The following is a 17,966-nucleotide window of genomic DNA, read 5'->3' as shown; positions in this document are numbered from 1 at the left end:
CGGGCCATCCGGCAGTCTGGATGTTGAGACGCGGGACTCGCATCGTGGGACGTTGGCTACCCTGGGCCGCATGACGACGACGTACTCGCTGGCAGTCATCGGGGGCGACGGAATCGGCCCGGAGGTGGTGGCCGAAGGCCTACGCGTACTGGACGCCGTGACCGACGGCGGCGGTCCGTCCTTCGAGCGGACCGAGTACGACCTGGGCGCGCGTCGCTGGCACGCCACCGGCGAGACGCTGCCCGACTCGGTGCTCGAAGAGGTCCGCGGTCACGACGCCATCCTGCTGGGCGCGATCGGCGACCCGCAGGTGCCGAGCGGCGTGCTCGAGCGTGGGCTGCTGCTGCGGTTGCGCTTCGAGCTCGACCAGTACGTGAACCTTCGCCCCAGCCGGCTGTTCCCGGGGGTGGCCACGCCGCTGGCCGACCCGGGCGAGATCGACTTCGTCGTCGTCCGGGAGGGCACGGAGGGGCCGTACACGGGCAACGGGGGAGCGCTGCGGGTGGGCACGCCGCACGAGGTGGCCACCGAGGTCAGCGTGAACACCGCCTTCGGGGTCGAGCGCGTCGTGCGCGACGCCTTCGCCCGCGCGCAGGCCCGCCCGCGCAGGCGGCTCACGCTCGTGCACAAGCACAACGTGCTGACCTACGCCGGGCACCTGTGGCGGCGGACCGTGGAGCGGGTCGGCCTGGAGTTCCCCGAAGTCAGCACCGACTACCTGCACGTGGACGCCGCCACGATCTTCCTGGTCACCGACCCGGCCCGGTTCGACGTGGTCGTCACCGACAACCTGTTCGGCGACATCATCACCGACCTCGCGGCCGCGGTCACCGGAGGCATCGGTCTGGCGGCCAGCGGGAACGTGAACCCGGACCGCACCGCGCCGAGCATGTTCGAGCCGGTGCACGGGTCCGCGCCGGACATCGCCGGGCGCGGTGTGGCGGACCCCACGGCCACGGTGCTCTCGGTGGGGTTGCTGCTCGACCACCTGGGGCTGGCCAAGGAGGCCGCCCGGGTCGAGGAGGCGGTGGCTACCGACATCGCGGCCCGGGTCGGTGCGCCGGCACGCAGCACCCGGCAGGTCGGCGAGGCGCTGGCTGAGCTCGCCGCCGGCTGATCGACGGCGCAGCCCGGGAGCCTCGAGTTCGCCACGCCGTCCTATCCGTGGAACGGGCGGCGATCTTAGCGTTTCGCGCACGAATAGGGCGTGCGGTAGCGTCCGGAACATGCTTGAGTTCGCACTCACCCAGTCCACTGCGCCGCGACCGGCCGCAGAGCGCGCAGACATCCTGGCGGCTCCCGGATTCGGACGGTTCTTCACCGACCACATGGCGACGGTGACCTGGACCCGCGAGCACGGCTGGCACGACGCCATGGTGCGCCCCTACGGCCCGCTCCAGCTGGATCCGTCGGCGGCCGTCCTGCACTACGCGCAGGAGATCTTCGAGGGGATGAAGGCCTACCGGCACGCCGACGGCTCGGTGTGGGCCTTCAGGCCGGACCAGAACGCGGCTCGTTTCCAGCGCTCGGCTCGCCGGCTCGCGCTGCCCGAGCTGCCGGCCGAGGACTTCGTCGAAGCGGTTCGCGCCCTCGTGGCCGCCGACGTCGAGTGGGTGCCGGACCCGGCCGGCGGCGAGGCCAGCCTGTACCTGCGCCCGTTCATGTTCGCCTCGGAGGCGTTCCTGGGCGTCCGCCCGGCCGCCGCGGTGACGTTCTGCGTGATCGCCTCTCCCGCCGGTCCGTACTTCGCCGGTGGGGTCAAGCCGGTGTCGATCTGGCTGTCCAGCGACTACACCCGCGCGGCTCCGGGCGGTACCGGTGCGGCGAAGTGCGGCGGAAACTACGCGGCCGGTCTGGCCCCGCAGGTCGAGGCCGTCGAGCACGGCTGCGACCAGGTCTGCTTCCTGGACGCCGTCGAGCACCGCTGGATCGAGGAGCTCGGCGGGATGAACCTCTACTTCGTGCTGGACGACGGCAGTGTCGTCACGCCGGAGCTGACCGGGACGATCCTCGAAGGTGTCACGCGCGACTCGATCCTGACCATGCTGGACGCCAGCGGGCACAAGGTCGACGAGCGCCGGATCTCCATCGACGAGTGGCGGGACGGGGCGTCGTCCGGACGGATCCGCGAGGTCTTCGCCTGCGGCACCGCCGCCGTGGTCACCCCGGTCGGCCGGTTGGTCGAGCACGAGCAGGAGACGGTGGTCGGCGGGGGCGAGACCGGCCCGGTCACCGCCGCGGTGCGTGCCTCACTGCTCGACCTTCAGTACGGGCGGACGCCGGACCCACGCGGGTGGCTGCACCGGCTGGTCTGATCCGGACCTGCCTTTCCGGGCCTAAATGGTCCGGCAGCAAACCATTGACGTGGTGATCATGCGAGGAGCATGATCCGGTGCTCTAGTGACCGGACTCTTCCTGGTCTGGTCCCCGTTCTTTTGGATGGGCACATGGCTGACAGCGTGTTGGACCACGACGGGCTCGACGACGACTCACGCGCGCTCGCCGAGCTCGGGTACAAGCAGGAGCTGCACCGGGGGCTGTCGGGCTTCTCGAACTTCGCCGTGTCGTTCTCGATCATCTCGGTGCTCGCCGGCTGCATCACCTCGTACCTGATCGCGATGAACGCCGGGGGACCGATCGCGATCACCATCGGCTGGCCCCTGGTCGGTCTCTTCGTACTGTGCGTTGCCCTGGCCATGGGCGAGGTCTGCTCGGTCTATCCGACCGCGGGCGGCCTCTACTACTGGGCTGGTCGGCTCGCCAAGCGCAACAAGGCCGTCTGGGCCTGGTACGTCGGCTGGTTCAACTTCATGGGTGAGGTCGCAGTGACTGCGGCCATCGACTACGGCGCAGCAGTGACCTGGATGGCGCTGCTCAACCTGACGTTTGGTGTGACCGTCTCACTGAACAGCACGTTCGTCGCCTTCGTGGTGATCATCCTGCTGCACGGGTTGCTCAACACCTTCGGGGTGAACCTGGTCAAGGTGCTCTGCAACATCAGCGCGTGGTGGCACCTGGCCGGCGTGGGGATCATCGTCCTGGTGCTCCTTTTCGTGCCCGACCAGCACCAGTCGCTGTCCTGGACGTTCACCCACTTCGAGAACCACACCGGGTGGACCGCGCCGGTCTACGTGTTCCTGCTCGGGCTGCTGATGGCGCAGTACACCTACACCGGGTTCGACGCGTCGGCCCACGTCGCCGAGGAGACAAGGGGTGCCTCGGTCTCGGCGCCCAAGGGCCTGGTCTCCAGCGTCTGGGTCTCGATCCTGGCCGGGTGGGTGCTGCTCATCGCGGTCACCGCGGCGATCCAGAGCTACGAGGGTGCCCGCACCAGCGCCACCGGACTACCTCCGGCTCAGATCTTCATCGACGCCGCGGGCCGGCACACGGGCGAGTTCCTGCTGGCGATCTGCGCGGTGGCGCAGTTCTTCTGCGGGATGGCCTCGGTCACCGCGAACTCCCGGATGTCCTTCGCCTTCAGCAGGGACAACGCGCTGCCGGGCTCTCGCTTGTGGTCGAAGGTCAACCCGCGCACGGGCACGCCGACGAACTCGATCTGGTTGTGCGTCGCGTGCTCGATCGTGCTGGCGCTACCGGCGCTGCACAGCATCGTCGCGTACCTGGCGGTGACGTCGATCGCGGTCATCGGCCTGTACATCGCCTACGTCGTGCCGGTGTTCCTGCGCCGCCGCAACGACGAGTTCGAGCCAGGTCCGTGGAACCTCGGAAAGTGGAGCGCGCCGATCGGCTGGATCGCGATCGTCTGGGTAGCGTTCATCGTGATCCTGTTCATGCTGCCGCCGGCCTCGCCGGTGAACATCAACACGTTCAACTACGCACCCGTCGCTGTCCTGGTCGTCCTGGTGTTCGCGACCGTGACCTGGTTCGCCGGTGGTCGCAACCACTTCATGAAGGACGTCCCGGGCGGGCACGACACCAAGGCTGCTTCGGAGATCTTCGGGTCGTGACACCCGGCGAGCAGGGGACGCGGGGTGTCGACATGGAGCCGTCCGCGCAGCGGTTGCCGCAGGCCGTGCTGCGACCGGTGCGCGACGGCAACGCGTTCGAGGCCACCGTCGAGCAGCTGGCCACGAGCGTGCGGCTCGGTGTGTTCTCGTTCGGGCAGCAGCTGCCGCCCGAACGGGAGCTCGCCGAGAGGCTCGGGGTCAGTCGCTCGACCCTGCGGGAGGCCATCGCGGCGTTGCGGGACGCCGGGATGGTGCAGACCCGCCGGGGACGAGGCGGCGGCACGGTAGTCGTGTACCGGGGGCCCGACCCGGCGTCCACGCCGGAGGCGTTGCGCGGCATGGACGCCGGCCAGATCCGGGACGCGCTGGACTTCAGGCGGGTGGTCGAGCCGGGGGCGGCCGCACTCGCCGCGTCCCGCGAGCTCAGTGCGGACCAGCGGCAGTGGCTGGTGGCCAGCCGGGTCGCGGTCGAGCAGGCCGCCGACGTGGCCGAGCACCGGCTGGCGGACTCCCGGCTGCACCTGGCGATCGCCACCGTGTCCGGCTCGGACCTGACCATCGCCGCGGTGACCCAGGTGCAGGGGCTGGTGCACGAGATGCTCACGGCGATCCCGGTGCTGGCCACCAACATCGGGCACTCCAACGCCCAGCACCGGGCGGTCGTCGACGCCGTGCTGGCCGGCGACCCGGCTGCGGCCCGGCTGGCCATGGAGGAGCATTGCGACGCGACCTCCGCGCTGCTGCGCGGGCTGTTGGCCTGAGAACGGTTGGAGGGGACTGTCCATGTCCATTGGACCGCTGACCATCGGCGAGCTGCGCCGTCGGGTGAGCAACGGCGACGTCGACACGGTCGTCGTGGCCTTCACCGACATGCAGGGCAGGCTGCAGGGCAAGAGGATCCACGCGCCGTTCTTCCTGGAGACGGTGCTCGAGCACGGGACCGAGGGCTGCAACTACCTGCTGGCCGTCGACGTCGACATGAACACGGTCGACGGCTACACGATCAGCTCCTGGGGTACCGGCTACGGCGACATGGAGTTCGTGCTCGACCTGTCGACCCTGCGGCTGACCCCCTGGGTGCCTGGGACGGCCATGGTGCAGTGCGACCTGGCCTGGATCGGCGGTGGTCCGGTCGAGCAGGCACCACGGCAGATCCTGGCGGCGCAGGTCGAGCGGGCCCGGCAGCTCGGCTACTCGGCCTTCGCCGGCACCGAGCTCGAGTTCATGGTCTTCGACACCAGCTACGAGCAGGCCTGGGACAGCGGCTACCGCGAGCTCACGCCGGCCAACCGCTACAACGTGGACTACTCGATCCTGGGTGGCACCCGGGTCGAGCCGCTGCTGCGTGACATCCGGCAGCACATGTACAGCGCCGGGCTGACCGTCGAGTCGGCCAAGGGCGAGTGCAACCTCGGCCAGCACGAGATCGCGTTCCTGTACGACGAGGTGCTCAAGACCGCGGACAACCACAGCGTCTACAAGACCGGCGCCAAGGAGATCGCCGCACTGCACGGCAAGTCGATCACCTTCATGGCCAAGTACGACCAGCGCGAGGGGAACTCCTGCCACATCCACATGAGCCTGCGCGGCACGGACGGCTCGATCGTCTTCGACGAGGGCTCCGGGCCGACCGAGCTGTTCGAGCAGTTCGTGGCCGGCGTGCAGGACACGATGCGTGAGTTCACCCTGCTCTACGCGCCGAACGTCAACTCCTACAAGCGTTTCGCGCCAGGCTCGTTCGCGCCGACCGCGGTCGCCTGGGGTCGGGACAACCGCACCTGCTCGCTGCGCGTCGTCGGGCATGGCGCCGGGCTGCGGCTGGAGAACCGGCTGCCGGGCGGCGACGTGAACCCCTACCTGGCGCTGTCCGCCATGCTGGCCGGCGGCCTGCACGGCATCGAGCAGTCGCTCGAGCTCGAACCCGCCTTCGAGGGCAACGCCTACGTGTCGGACAAGCCCACCGTCCCGCACACGCTGCGCGACGCGCGCGACCTGTTCGCCGCGTCCGAGCTCGCCCATCAGGTGTTCGGCGACGGCGTGGTGGACCACTACGTCAACGCGGCCGACGTCGAGCTGGCGGCCTTCGAGTCGGCCGTCACGGACTGGGAGCGCGTGCGCGGGTTCGAGAGGCTGTGACGATGTCCGAGCGGACCGTGCACCGCAGTCACGATGTGCTGGACCCGGCCACCGAGCAGCTGATCGAGACCGTCCAGCTGGCCGACGTCGACCGGACCGACCAGGCGATCGAGCAGGCGTCCGTAGCGCAGCGAGGCTGGGCCGCGCTGGCGCCGGCCGACCGCGCCCGAGCCCTGCGCCGGTTCGCCGAGGTCGTGGACGCCCATCTCGAGGAGCTGGCCCTACTCGAGGTGCGCGGCGCCGGCCACACGCTCAGCAACGCCCGCTGGGAGGCGGGCAACGTCCGCGACGTGCTGGCCTACTACTCCGCTGCGCCGGAACGGCTCTTCGGCCGGCAGATCCCGGTTGCCGAAGGCGTCGACATCACCTTCAAGGAGCCGCTCGGCGTGGTCGCCGTCATCGTGCCGTGGAACTTCCCGATGCCGATCGCCGGCTGGGGTTTCGCCCCGGCCCTGGCCGCCGGGAACGCCGTCGTCCTGAAGCCGGCCGAGCTGACCCCGCTGACCGCGGTGCGGCTGGGCGAGCTCGCCCTCGACGCCGGCCTGCCCGAGCACCTGCTGTCGGTGCTGCCGGGCCAGGGTTCGGTGGTGGGGGAGCGGTTCGTCACCCACCCGCTGGTGCGCAAGATCTGCTTCACCGGCTCGACCGCGGTCGGTCAGCGGATCATGCGCGGGGCCGCGGACCAGGTCAAGCGCATCACGCTGGAGCTCGGCGGCAAGAGCGCGAACATCGTGTTCGAGGACGCCGACCTGGAGCTGGCGGCGGCCGCGGCGCCGTACGCGGTGTTCGACAACGCCGGCCAGGACTGCTGCGCGCGCAGCCGGATCCTGGTGCAGCGCAGCGTCTTCGACCGGTTCATGGAGCGGTTCGAGGTCGCCGTGCAGGGGGTGCGGGTGATGGACCCGTCCTCGCCGGACGCCGAGATGGGTCCGCTGATCAGCGCCGGTCAGCGTGAGCGGGTGCGGTCGTTCGTGGAGGGCGCGGCCGAGCCGGTCGACGTCCTGTTCCGCGGGTCGGCACCGCAGGGGGCGGGCTACTGGTACCCGCCGACCGTCGTCCGACCCCGGTCGGTGCAGGACGCCGTGTGGCGCGAGGAGGTGTTCGGTCCGGTCGTCGCGGTGCTGCCGTTCGAGGACGAGGCCGACGCCGTGGCGATGGCCAACGACACGGCGTACGGGCTGTCCGGGTCGATCTGGACTCGGGACGTCGGTCGGGCGCTTCGGGTGTCCCGCGGGGTGCAGGCGGGAAACCTGTCCGTGAACTCGCACTCGTCCGTGCGGTACAGCACGCCGTTCGGCGGGTTCAAGCAGTCCGGCCTCGGACGCGAGCTCGGACCGGACGCGCTGGACTCGTTCACCGAGGTCAAGAACGTCTTCATCGCGACGAGCGAGTGAGCCGAGGGGAAGGGGCGGGGCATGCCAGGACGGCTGGATGGCAGGGTCTGCGTGGTGACCGGCGGGTGCAGCGGCATCGGGCTGGCCACCGTGCGGCGGTTCGCCGCCGAGGGCGGGCACGTGGTGATCGGCGACGTGGACGACCAGCGAGGCCCGCAGGCGGCCGACGAGGTCGGCGGGCGGTACGTGCACTGCGACGTCACGGACGCCGACCAGGTCGACGCGCTGTTCGCCGCCGCGAAGCAGGCGTTCGGCACCGTGGACGTCGCGTTCAACAACGCGGGCATCTCCCCGCCGGACGACGACTCGATCCTGGAGACCGGCATCGATGCCTGGCGACGCGTGCAGGAGGTGAACCTGACCAGTGTGTACCTGTGCTGCAAGGCCGTGCTGCCCTACATGCTCGAGCAGGAAAGGGGGTCGATCATCAACACCGCCTCCTTCGTGGCCGTGATGGGCGCGGCGACCTCCCAGATCTCGTACACGGCCAGCAAGGGTGGCGTGCTGTCGATGTCGCGCGAGCTCGGTGTGCAGTTCGCCCGCCAGGGGGTGCGGGTGAACGCGCTGTGTCCCGGCCCGGTGAACACCCCGCTGCTGCAGGAGCTGTTCGCCGCCGATCCCGAGCGGGCCGCCCGACGTCTGGTGCACGTACCGCTCGGCCGCTTCGCAGAGCCCGACGAGATCGCGGCCGCCGTGGCCTTCCTGGCCAGTGACGACTCCAGCTTCATCACCGCCTCGCAGTTCCTGGTCGACGGCGGGATCAGCGGCGCCTACGTCACCCCGCTGTGAGGGCTCGGCCGTGAGCGCGCCGCTGATCGGGCTCACCTGCTACGCCGAGCCCGCCTCGTGGGGCGTCTGGCGGGACGTCCCCGCGGTGCTGGTACCGGCCGCGTACGTCGACGCCTTGCGGGCGGCCGGCGCCCGGGTGCTGCTGGTGCCACCTGAGCACTGTCTCGACGCAGCGGACGCCGACCGGGTGGTGGCGGCGCTCGACGGGCTCGTGCTGGCCGGCGGCGCGGACGTCGACCCGGCCCGCTACGGCGAACAGCCGCACCCGGTGCTGCAGGCGCCCCGGCCGGACCGGGACGATGCCGAGGTCGCGCTGGTCGATGCCGCGGTGCGGGCGGACCTGCCCCTGCTCGGCGTGTGCCGCGGGATGCAGGTGATGGCCGTCGCGGCGGGCGGTGCGCTGGAGCAGCACCTGCCCGACCGGGTCGGCCACGACCGGCACTCGCCCGGACCGGGGCAGTACGGCGAGCACGGCGTCCGGCTGACGCCGGGCTCCCGGCTGGGAAACGCGCTCGGTGAACGGGTCGACGTCCCGACCTACCACCACCAGGGAGTCCTGACCTGTCCCGGCTACGACCAGGTCGGCTGGGCGGACGACGGTGTTCTGGAGGCGATCGAGGCGCCGGACGCGACCTGGCGGGTCGGCGTGCAGTGGCACCCGGAGGTCGGTGCCGACCCGCGGGTCTTCGTGGCGCTGATCGAAGCGGCGCGCCTGCGGCGTGGCTAGTCCGTCGGCGCGGCAGGCGGCACCAGCAGCCGGACGCCGGTGCCGTCCGCGTCGGCGTAGGTGCTCACGCTGCCGCCGTGCGCGTCCGCGACCGCCTTCACGATGGTCAGCCCGAGTCCTGCACCGCCCTCGGGGCGGGAACCCGGCCTGCCCCGGCGGAACGGTTCGAAGGCTGATGCACCGATCGAGTCGGCGAAACCCGGGCCCTGGTCGTGGACCTCGATCAGCACGCCCTCGCGGACGACGGCGGCGCTCAGCGTGATGTCGCCCAGGCCATGGTGCAGGGCGTTCTCGACAAGGTTCAGCACCGCCTGGCGGACCCGGTCGGGGTCCACCTCGACGGGCTGTTGCGGCGCCTCGATCCGCAGCTCGCGACCGTCGTCCGCTGCCTGCGCCACCAGCGGGGCCACGGCTGAGGCCAGCAGCTCGGGCAGGTCGACCGGTTGGTACCGCAGGGGCAGCCCACGTTCCCGCACGCGGGCGAGCACCAGCAGATCCTCGGCGAGCCGCACCAGCCGGTCGGTCTCACCGGCCGACGTGCGCACCGTCTCGAGCAGCTCGTTCGCCGTGCGCGGCCGAGACAGGGCCAGGTCCAGCTCCGCCTTCAGCACGGCGAGCGGGGTGCGCAGCTCGTGGCTGGCGTCGTCGACGAAGCGGTGCTCGCGGTCCAGCGCCGCCTGCTGGTGCGCCAGAAGGGAGTTGAGCGTCTCGGCCAACCGGCTCAGCTCGTCACCGGTCCCGGGTACCGGCAGCAGGTCGCGGCCGCCGACCTCGGCGAGCCGGGCGGCACGAGCGCGCATCCGCTCGACCGGGCGCAGGGCTGCACCGGCCAGCATCCATCCGGCCGCCGACGTCAGGACCAGGGCCGCCCCGCCGACCAGGATCTCGGCGACCAGCAGGCGATGCAGCGCGTCCTCACGGTCACCGAGAGTCTGGCCGACGACCACGATCCTGGGTTGCCCGCCGACGGTCGACGGCACCGCGAGCAGTCGCCGCGGGTCGTCGCGCGCCGAGGCCGGCATCGTGCTGAACCGAGCCCGCGTGGCGGCCGTCGCTTGCGCCGGCGTGAGCAGCGCCGCGCCGCTCACCCCTGCGGTGGCGTCGAGCAGGCGGCCACGGACGTCCAGCACCTGGGCGAACGCCTCGTCCGGGTCGACGAAGCGGTGTCCGCCCTCCAACGGGATGCCGGGGTCGGCCGCCAGCGCGCTGGTCAGCGCGTCGGCGCGGGCGCCGAGGTCGCGGTCGATGCCGGCGAGCAGCTCGTGGCTGAGACTGAGGTAGAGCAGCACCCCCAGGGTCGCGAGGACCACAGCCATCGACAGCGTGAAAGCCGCGGTCAGCCGCAGTCGCAACGAGGCTCGCGGTCGGCCGCCACGCTCAGGGCTGGACACCGTCACCGCCGATGACGTACCCGGCGCCGCGCACCGTGCGCAGCGACTGCCTCGCGAACGGCTTGTCCACCTTCGCGCGCAGGTAGCCGACGTAGACGTCCACGACGTTCGAGTCGCGGTCGAAGGCGACGTCCCAGACATGCTCGATGAGGTACGAGCGCGAGAGCACCTGACCGGGAGCCCTCATCAGGCACTCCAAAAGTGCGAACTCCTTGTGCGTCAACACGATCTGCCGGCCGGCACGATGCACCTGCCGGGTGGCCGGGTCGAGCTCGAGATCGTCGACGACGAGTCTGCTCGGCCGCGCGACCGGCCCCCGACGCGCCATCGCCCGGATCCGAGCCAGCAGCTCGGGGAACGCGAACGGCTTGACCAGGTAGTCGTCGGCGCCGGCGTCCAGACCGTCCACCCGGTCCTGGATGCGGTCGTGGGCGGTGAGCAGCAGGATCGGCACGCGTCGTCCGCTCGCGCGCAGCCGGGCCAGAACTTCGAGCCCGTCGAGGTCGGGCAGCCCGATGTCCAGGACGACGACGTCGTAGTCGTTCTCCGTGGCCAGCCACAGGGCTTGGGTGCCGTCGGCTGCGACATCGACCGCATACCCGTTCTCGGCGAGACCGCGGGACAGCACCGAGGCCATGGCGGGTTCGTCGTCGACCACCAGCAAGCGCATCGGCAGCACCGGCCTCTCGGGGGACCAGCGTAGGCAGATCTTGTCCTCAGGAGAGGATCTCGACCAGACGCAGCACTTCCCGTGGCCCGGTCACGGAGGCCTCGGACACCACGCCGATGCCCTGCACGTAGAACTTGTTGTCCAGCACCCGCGGCTCCAGGGCGGTCCGCTCCTCGGTTCGGAGCGCGTCGTGGAACGACCCGAACGGAACGGTGACCTCGACGTGCCGTGCGACTGCACGGAACGTGTCCTCGGCCTGTCCGGCGTACCACTCCTGCCGGAACCAGCGGCCGAGCTGCGGACGACGCTGCATGAATACGCCCGGCTGCGCCCCGTCGACCCCGGCGTGGAAGCTTCCCTCGGTGCTGGTCACCTGGCCGTGGGCGTCGAGCTCGGCGGTGTCCTCGCCGAAGTACCAGACGTTGCCGCACCGGTCCTGCGCGTAGTAGTCAGCGGTGCGTTCCTCCAGGACGCCGGCCAGGTAGAGCCGGTCCTGCACGATCCGGGTCCGGACCCCGTCCACCATGCGGGTCCGCGCGCTTGCGAGGACCAGGTCCACCGCCCGCTTGCCGTCCTTCACCCCGGTGTAGACGTACGTGCGGCCGACCGGGAGCGGGAAGAAGGGGTTGGTGACGTCCGGGCTGAAATCGCTCGGGCGGATCTGCGGGCGGTAGGAAGCGCCGGGGCCGAACACCGGGAGCTGGCAGCTGCTCGCCGCCGCGACGCCAGGCGTGAGGATGGTGGACGCAGCAGCGAGCACCGCGCCCGCCAGGATGCCCTTGCTGATCTTCGCGAACATCGTCGAACCTCCTGCCGTGGGTCGCCAGTGGGGGCACTGGTCTGGCCACCAGCGGAGCAGCCGCAAGATAAGAGGGGGATGAAGAGGCGTGCAGGGCGTGGTCTGAAGCTCAGCTGGGGACCAGCCCGAGCTGTCGGAGCAGTCCGGCCTCGTCCAGGCGTCCCCAGCGTTCGACGATCCGGTCGCCGTCCACCCTGAAGATGTTGATCCCGGCCACGGTGATGGTCGTTCCTGTCGCGGAGACACCCATCAGCGGTGCCGCCGTGTGCGTGCCGCTGGCGGTGAAGCGTTCGACGACGATGTCGTCCTCCTCGACCAGCTGCTCGAGGTCGCTGTGCCAGTCTGGCAGTGCCTGGCGGAACGACGCCGCAGCCAGCCGCATCCCTTCTGGCCCATCAGGAGCGCCGGGAAATGGCGGGTCGTGGTTGACGAAGTGCGGATCGAGATAGCGGTCGACGGCACCGAGGTCTCCTTTGCTGAAGAGCTCCTGGATGAACGTGTCGACGAGTTGCTTGTTGTTGGTCATGCCATGAGCGTCGGCGCAGCTCGACGGTCAGACCATCCCAGGAAGCTGGGATTAGGCGAATCACCTCGGTCTGTCGATACTTGCAACGTGGCGCGGCACCCGCCAGCTCGGACAGCACTGCAGGATCTCGTCCGGCATTGCCATAGCGGGCTGGACGCGCCCGACCTGCAGCGCAGGTTGCTCCGCTCCTTGCGTCGGCTTGTACCCGCCGACGCTGCGTTCTTTGCCACCGCCGACCCGCAGAGCCTGTTGTTCACCGGAGGGTTCGCCGAGGACCCTCTCGCCACTGCGATGCCGCTGTTCCTGGACAACGAGTTCGGCGCCGAGGACGTCAACAAGTTCGCCGCGCTGGCCACCTCCTCGAGTCATGTCGCCTCGTTGGATTCGGTCACCTCCGGAGACCGCTTCGCCAGCCCGCGCTACCGCGACATCATGCGCCCGCTCGGGTTCGGCGACGAGCTCCGCGTCGCGCTGCTCGCCGGCTCCAAGTGCTGGGGCTATCTCTGCCTGCACCGGACGGATCAGTCCAGCGGGTTCACCGAGTCGGAGCTGACGCTGGTCGCCACGGCCGCTCCGCATCTCGGTCATGCCCTTCGCCAGGCGCTGCTCCTGAGACAGCCGGCGCCGGCCGGACGCGTCCACGAGCCCGGCGTCGTCGTGCTCGCCGACGACTTGAGCCTCATCGCAGTGACCGCTCAGGCGTCGGCCTACCTCACGCAGATGCACCCGGCGAACGGCCTGCTGCTGCCGGTCAGCATCTACGCCGCCGCCTCGGCGCTGCGTGCGATCGAGGTCGGGAAGGCCGCGCCGGGAGCGCTGCCGACGACCCACGTCCACACGCACAGCGGACAATGGCTGTCTGTCCATGCTTCCCGCCTCAACGGTCGGTTCGGAGAGCAGGGCATCACCATCGTCATTGAGGAAGCCGACGCGAGCACCACCCTGCCGCTGCGGCTGGCGACCCACGGTCTGACTCCTCGCGAGGGCGAGGTGGCCACCTTGGTGCTACGCGGAGCCGCGACGAAGGCCATCTCTGTGACGCTGCACATTACCGAGAACACGGTTCAGGACCACCTCAAGGCAGTCTTCGACAAGGTCGGCGTCCGGAGCCGTCGCGAGCTCGTCGCCGCGATGCTCAGCTGACTTGGCACAGCTGACCTGGGGCTCAGCCGCTCACCGGCTCCGTCCGGATGGCGAGACGGGGTAGTCAAGGCGTGGGACGGGTGCGACGATGAGGCTGCTATGCCAACCAGGTGGATCATTACGTGAGGCGCGCTGCCGGGCCAACAGGGTCCGACAACGCGCCAGACCTCCCGTGCCCGGGGGGTCTTTTTCGTTGTCAGACTGGTTCAGGCAGGCCATCGCACCTTGAGAGAGCAGGACGACCGTGACGCTCACCAGCGACTTTCACGTCTACGACACGACGCTGCGCGATGGGGCCCAGCAGGAGGGGCTCGCGCTGTCCGTGCACGACAAGCTGGCGATCGCTGCGCATCTGGATGACCTGGGGGTCGGTTTCATCGAGGGAGGGTGGCCCGGGGCGATCCCCAAGGACACCGAGTTCTTCGCCCTCGCGGCCAAGCAGCTGACCCTGCGCCACGCCGTGCTCGCCGCCTTCGGTGCGACCCGCCGTCCGGGCGGTACGGCAGCAACGGACCCCCAGGTCAGGGCGCTGCTCGACGCGCAGGCGCCGGTCGTCACCCTGGTGGCGAAGAGCCATACCCGGCACGTCGAGACGGCGCTGCGCACCACCGCGGCCGAGAACCTGGAGATGATCCGGGACACCGTCTCGTTCCTGGTCGGCGAGGGGCGCCGGGTCGTGTTGGACGCCGAGCACTTCTTCGACGGCTTCGACCACGACCCGAAGTACGCCCTCGAGGTCGTCCGGGCGGCTGCCGAGTCCGGCGCCGAGGTGATCACGCTCTGCGACACCAACGGCGGGATGCTGCCGCCGCAGGTCGCCGACACGGTGCACGAGGTGCTGGCGGCGTCGTCCGCCCGGCTGGGGATCCACTGCCACAACGACACCGGGTGCGCGGTGGCCAACTCGCTGGCCGCCGTCGACGCGGGCGCCACGCACGTGCAGGGCACGCTGAACGGCTACGGCGAGCGCACGGGTAACGCCGACCTGGTCACCGTCGTGGCGAACCTGGTGATCAAGCAGGGGCGGCCGGTGCTGGACCCGTTGAAGCTGCGTGAGGCCACCCGGATCGCGCACGCGATCAGCGAGATCACCAACGTGGTGCCCTACTCGCGTCAGCCCTACGTCGGCGCGAGTGCCTTCGCGCACAAGGCCGGGCTGCACGCCAGCGCGCTGCGGATCGACCCGGCTCTCTACCAGCACACCGACCCGACCCAGGTGGGCAACGACATGCGCACGCTGGTCTCGGAGATGGCCGGTCGGGCATCGATCGAGCTCAAGGGGCGCGAGCTGGGCTATGACCTGTCCGGCCAGGACGAGCTGTTGGCCAGGGTGACCGAGAAGGTCAAGGTGCTGGAGGCGCAGGGCTACACGTTCGACGCAGCGGACGCCTCGTTCGAGCTGCTGCTGCGCGAGGAGGTGGACGGCGCGCGAGCGCGGTTCTTCGAGGTGGAGAGCTGGCGGGTGATCACCGACGCGCGCGGCGACAGCACGGCGACGTCCGAGGCGACTGTGAAGGTGACCGCAGCTGGACACCGGGTGGTCGCGACCGGCGAGGGAAACGGTCCGGTCAACGCCCTGGACCACGCGCTGCGCGAGGCCCTGTCACCGGCCTACCCGGAGCTGCGCAAGCTGCAGCTGATCGACTTCCGGGTCCGCATCCTCGACGCGGCGCACGGTTCGGACGCGGTCACCCGGGTGCTGATCGAGACCAGCGACGGCTCGACGTCATGGGAGACGGTCGGGGTGGCAGCGAACATCGTCGAGGCCTCATGGGAGGCGCTGGTCGACTCCATCTCGTATGGCCTGATGCGTCAGGGCATCACCCCCCGCTGACCGGTCAGGATACGGGCGTGAGCACGATCGACCAGCTGGTCACCTTCGCCGATGCCGCAGACGCTGTCGCGCTCAAACCGGGCCATGGACCTGTCGGGACAGGTGACGCGGTGTCGGTCGCGATTGAGGTCACCCGACCGCTTCCGGCGCCGATGACCGACGCTCGGGTCGTCTGGCCGGCGGGCGCGGTCCAGGCGGTGGTGGCGCTGTCCTTGGCCGACCAGTAGGACAGCACCCAGCTGCCGGCCGAGGCGACGGTCAGCGGCGGGCTTGCATGGGTGGTCGTGGCCGCGCCAGGCTGGTCTGCCGTCGCGATGACCAACGGTGCGGTGCCGTCTGCTCCGGAGTAGGCGAGCATTGTGGCGATCGCCTTGGTGCGGCTGGCGAAGGCGGTGGTCACCGCCGTCCCTGAATCACCGGCCTGAGCGACGCGGACGTAGAGTTGCGCGCGCATGTCCGTGCCGTCCAGCTGTTGACGAGCAAGCGTCCAACCTGAGGGGCCTGAGGCTGCGGCCTGGGTGCTGGTCGAGATCAGGAGCAGCAGCAGGTCGCCCGGTTGGACAGCCGCGGGCACCGTCACTCGCACCGATGCGCTGTTGACGCTGGCCGTCGCGGCCGCGCGGAACGCGACAGGCCCACCGGACGACGTATCAGTGACGACGACGCGGTGGATGGCGGGTGCCGAGACCGCGCCTTGGGCGTCGGTCACGGTCAGGGCGACGTCGTAGCTGCCCGCAGCGAGGTAGGAGTGCGCGGGGGCCGGTAGGTCACTGGAGTCACCGTCACCGAACGACCAAGCGTAGGAGGCGATCGACCCGTCGGGATCGGCCGAGCTGCTGGCGTCGAAGGTGCAGTCCAGCAAGTGGCAGGTCGGTTCGAAACCGGCCTGGGGCGGCTGGTTCCCGCCGGCGCCCGCCGGGAGGAAGATCGCGTGCAGTGCGCCGCCCTCCACATGGGCGATCCCGGAGACGGCCAGCAGGACGGGCGACAGTCGCTGGAAGGTGGTCCCGTCGCCCAGCTGCCCCGAGCCGTTCGCACCCCAGGCCCAGACCTTCCCGGCGGGGGTGACCGCGAAGGTTGCATCTCGCGCGTCGCCGACGTCGACCACAGGGGGTAGGCCAGCCACCGCCGTGGGAACCAGGCGGTTGGCGGTGGTGCCCGACCCGAGTGCGCCTCGGTACCCCCGGCCCCACGTCATGACCCGACCGTCGGTGAGAAGGGCGATCGAGTGGTGTGCTCCGGCGTCGACTTGCTCGACGTTGGACAGCACCTTGACCGGGGTGTGTCGGTCGGTCTTCGTGCCGTCGCCGATCTGGCCATAGGTGTTCGCGCCCCAGGTCCACAACGATCCGTCGGACGTGACAGCCAAGCCATGGTCGCGTCCGCCCGCGAGCTGCACGACGTCGTGTAGGCCGACGACGGGGACCGGTGAGGTGCGACGGGTGGTCGTCCCGTCGCCGACCTCACCGAAGGCGTTGTTGCCCCAACCGAGCACGGTGCCGTCCGGCTTGAGGGCGAAGGACATGTCGCGACCCGCTGCCACAGCCCGGATGTCGGTCAGACCTGGGACCCGCGTCGGCGTGCTGTGGTTGGCTGTGGTGCCGAGGCCGAGCTGCCCCAAGGCTCCGTACCCCCAGGTCCACACTGTGCCGTCCTGACGCAGCGCGATGGCGTGGTCGTGTCCGGCCTCGATCGACTCCACCCCGGTGAGCACCTTCACCGGTAGCCGTCGGTTCGTCGTCGTCCCGTCCCCAACCTTGCCGAACTGGTTCGCACCCCACGCCCAGACCTGGGCCTGCGCGTCCAGTGCGTAGCCTCCGTCACGTCCGCTCGCTATTTCCACGATCCCGGAGATCGCCACTGGGCCCGGTACCGTCCGGTTCGCGGTCGTTCCGTCGCCCTGCTGGCCGAGGGCGTTGTCGCCGACCGATAGTGGGACGACCGGGCTCTGCGCCCAAACGGCGACAGGGGCACTGACTACCGTTCCCACCAGAGCAAGTGCGACGACTATGGCACCGCGACGGACGTAGGCGACCATGACGACTCCAAGGTGGGTCGCGGCGGCGCGCTCATGGGAAGGGGCGCGGGGCTCGATCCAGCGTCAACGTACTCCCCAGGAGTCAGCGAGCGCAGCCATTCCTGGACGTCAGGAGCGACCGGCCAGCCAGCGGATCGCAGCCGGGTAGCCGTCGACGCCGAGCCCGGCGATGACCGCGGTCGCGACGGGCGAGACGTAGGAGTGCCGACGGAAATCCTCGCGGGCGTGCACGTTGCTGATGTGCACCTCGACCAACGGGCCGGTGAGTGCGGCGCAGGCGTCGCGCAGCGCCACGGATGTGTGCGTCCAGCCGCCGGGGTTCAGGACCACGGCTGCGCCGGAGTCGGCCGCCTCGTGCAGCCAGCTGAGCATCTCGTGCTCGGCATCGGTCTGGCGGACGTCCACGTCGGCCCGCACGGACTCGCCGGCCTGCTGGCACAGCTCGACCAGCTGGTCGTAGGTCGTCGTCCCGTAGACGGACGGCTCGCGCGTGCCGAGCCGCCCGAGGTTGGGGCCGTTGAGCACCAGGATCTGCACGACGGCGAGCCTAG

The 17,966-nt window shown here is 70.4% G+C and carries 16 protein-coding genes; 10 read left to right on the top strand and 6 right to left on the bottom strand.

Features of this window, described 5'->3' with window-relative positions:
* Positions 1 to 70 precede the first annotated feature (70 nt).
* From ACPPVT_RS14940 to ACPPVT_RS14905, 8 genes are all read left to right on the top strand, one after another.
* Positions 71 to 1,117, top strand: coding sequence for a 3-isopropylmalate dehydrogenase (locus tag ACPPVT_RS14940; protein WP_426561570.1), 1,047 nt, complete (start codon positions 71 to 73; stop codon positions 1,115 to 1,117).
* 109 nt (positions 1,118 to 1,226) lie between these two features.
* Positions 1,227 to 2,315: a branched-chain amino acid aminotransferase gene (locus ACPPVT_RS14935; protein ID WP_426561568.1), complete on the top strand. Its 1,089-nt coding sequence runs from the start codon at positions 1,227 to 1,229 to the stop codon at positions 2,313 to 2,315.
* Between the two features lie 132 nt (positions 2,316 to 2,447).
* The gene (locus ACPPVT_RS14930; protein ID WP_426561566.1) at positions 2,448 to 3,968 is read left to right on the top strand and encodes an amino acid permease; all 1,521 of its coding nucleotides are present in this window, start codon (positions 2,448 to 2,450) and stop codon (positions 3,966 to 3,968) included.
* Between the two features lie 32 nt (positions 3,969 to 4,000).
* A complete protein-coding gene (locus ACPPVT_RS14925) occupies positions 4,001 to 4,729 on the top strand; it encodes a FadR/GntR family transcriptional regulator (protein WP_426561564.1) in 729 nt (242 codons plus the stop codon).
* Between the two features lie 22 nt (positions 4,730 to 4,751).
* On the top strand, positions 4,752 to 6,104 hold the full coding sequence (locus ACPPVT_RS14920) for a glutamine synthetase family protein (RefSeq protein ID WP_426561562.1): 1,353 nt from the start codon (positions 4,752 to 4,754) through the stop codon (positions 6,102 to 6,104).
* A 2-nt stretch (positions 6,105 to 6,106) separates the two neighbouring features.
* Positions 6,107 to 7,498, top strand: a complete 1,392-nt coding sequence (locus ACPPVT_RS14915) for an aldehyde dehydrogenase family protein (RefSeq protein WP_426561560.1) — start codon at positions 6,107 to 6,109, stop codon at positions 7,496 to 7,498.
* A 21-nt stretch (positions 7,499 to 7,519) separates the two neighbouring features.
* Positions 7,520 to 8,287 carry a 3-oxoacyl-ACP reductase gene (locus ACPPVT_RS14910; protein ID WP_426561558.1) on the top strand — a complete coding sequence of 256 codons (768 nt, stop codon included), beginning with the start codon at positions 7,520 to 7,522 and terminating at the stop codon, positions 8,285 to 8,287.
* A 10-nt stretch (positions 8,288 to 8,297) separates the two neighbouring features.
* Complete coding sequence (locus ACPPVT_RS14905; RefSeq protein ID WP_426561556.1) at positions 8,298 to 9,014, top strand: gamma-glutamyl-gamma-aminobutyrate hydrolase family protein; 717 nt, start codon at positions 8,298 to 8,300, stop codon at positions 9,012 to 9,014.
* Here the strand turns inward: ACPPVT_RS14905 and ACPPVT_RS14900 are convergent.
* The 4 genes from ACPPVT_RS14900 to ACPPVT_RS14885 all read right to left on the bottom strand — a co-directional run bounded on the left by ACPPVT_RS14900 (position 9,011) and on the right by ACPPVT_RS14885 (position 12,400).
* Entirely contained in the window at positions 9,011 to 10,411 is a 1,401-nt protein-coding gene (locus ACPPVT_RS14900) for a sensor histidine kinase (RefSeq protein ID WP_426561554.1), read from the bottom strand. The two genes, ACPPVT_RS14905 and ACPPVT_RS14900, sit on opposite strands and share 4 nt — an antisense overlap.
* Entirely contained in the window at positions 10,392 to 11,075 is a 684-nt protein-coding gene (locus tag ACPPVT_RS14895) for a response regulator transcription factor (protein ID WP_426561552.1), read from the bottom strand. The genes ACPPVT_RS14900 and ACPPVT_RS14895 overlap by 20 nt, the downstream gene beginning before the upstream one ends.
* Positions 11,076 to 11,121: 46 nt before the next feature.
* Positions 11,122 to 11,874, bottom strand: a complete 753-nt coding sequence (locus tag ACPPVT_RS14890; RefSeq protein WP_426561550.1) for a hypothetical protein — start codon at positions 11,872 to 11,874, stop codon at positions 11,122 to 11,124.
* 109 nt (positions 11,875 to 11,983) lie between these two features.
* Positions 11,984 to 12,400, bottom strand: coding sequence for an ester cyclase (locus tag ACPPVT_RS14885; RefSeq protein WP_426561548.1), 417 nt, complete (start codon positions 12,398 to 12,400; stop codon positions 11,984 to 11,986).
* Between the two features lie 87 nt (positions 12,401 to 12,487).
* Here ACPPVT_RS14885 and ACPPVT_RS14880 point away from each other — a divergent pair, with 87 nt between their 5' ends.
* Both ACPPVT_RS14880 and cimA read left to right on the top strand, forming a co-directional pair.
* Complete coding sequence (locus tag ACPPVT_RS14880) at positions 12,488 to 13,543, top strand: LuxR C-terminal-related transcriptional regulator (protein WP_426561546.1); 1,056 nt, start codon at positions 12,488 to 12,490, stop codon at positions 13,541 to 13,543.
* Between the two features lie 244 nt (positions 13,544 to 13,787).
* The gene (gene cimA, locus ACPPVT_RS14875) at positions 13,788 to 15,377 is read left to right on the top strand and encodes a citramalate synthase (RefSeq protein ID WP_426561544.1); all 1,590 of its coding nucleotides are present in this window, start codon (positions 13,788 to 13,790) and stop codon (positions 15,375 to 15,377) included.
* A 4-nt stretch (positions 15,378 to 15,381) separates the two neighbouring features.
* On the opposite strand, the gene ACPPVT_RS14870 is transcribed toward cimA, so the two are convergent.
* Together ACPPVT_RS14870 and aroQ are read right to left on the bottom strand one after the other, a co-directional pair.
* Complete coding sequence (locus ACPPVT_RS14870) at positions 15,382 to 17,415, bottom strand: PKD domain-containing protein (RefSeq protein ID WP_426561543.1); 2,034 nt, start codon at positions 17,413 to 17,415, stop codon at positions 15,382 to 15,384.
* Between the two features lie 108 nt (positions 17,416 to 17,523).
* Positions 17,524 to 17,952 carry a type II 3-dehydroquinate dehydratase gene (gene aroQ, locus ACPPVT_RS14865; protein WP_426561541.1) on the bottom strand — a complete coding sequence of 143 codons (429 nt, stop codon included), beginning with the start codon at positions 17,950 to 17,952 and terminating at the stop codon, positions 17,524 to 17,526.
* Between the last annotated feature and the right edge of the window lie 14 nt (positions 17,953 to 17,966).

The organism is Angustibacter sp. McL0619, assembly GCF_049994355.1.
Taxonomy (GTDB): Bacteria; Actinomycetota; Actinomycetes; order Actinomycetales; family Angustibacteraceae; genus Angustibacter.
Note: the sequence above shows the minus strand (reverse complement) of the source record. Positions and strands in the feature narration are given on the sequence as shown.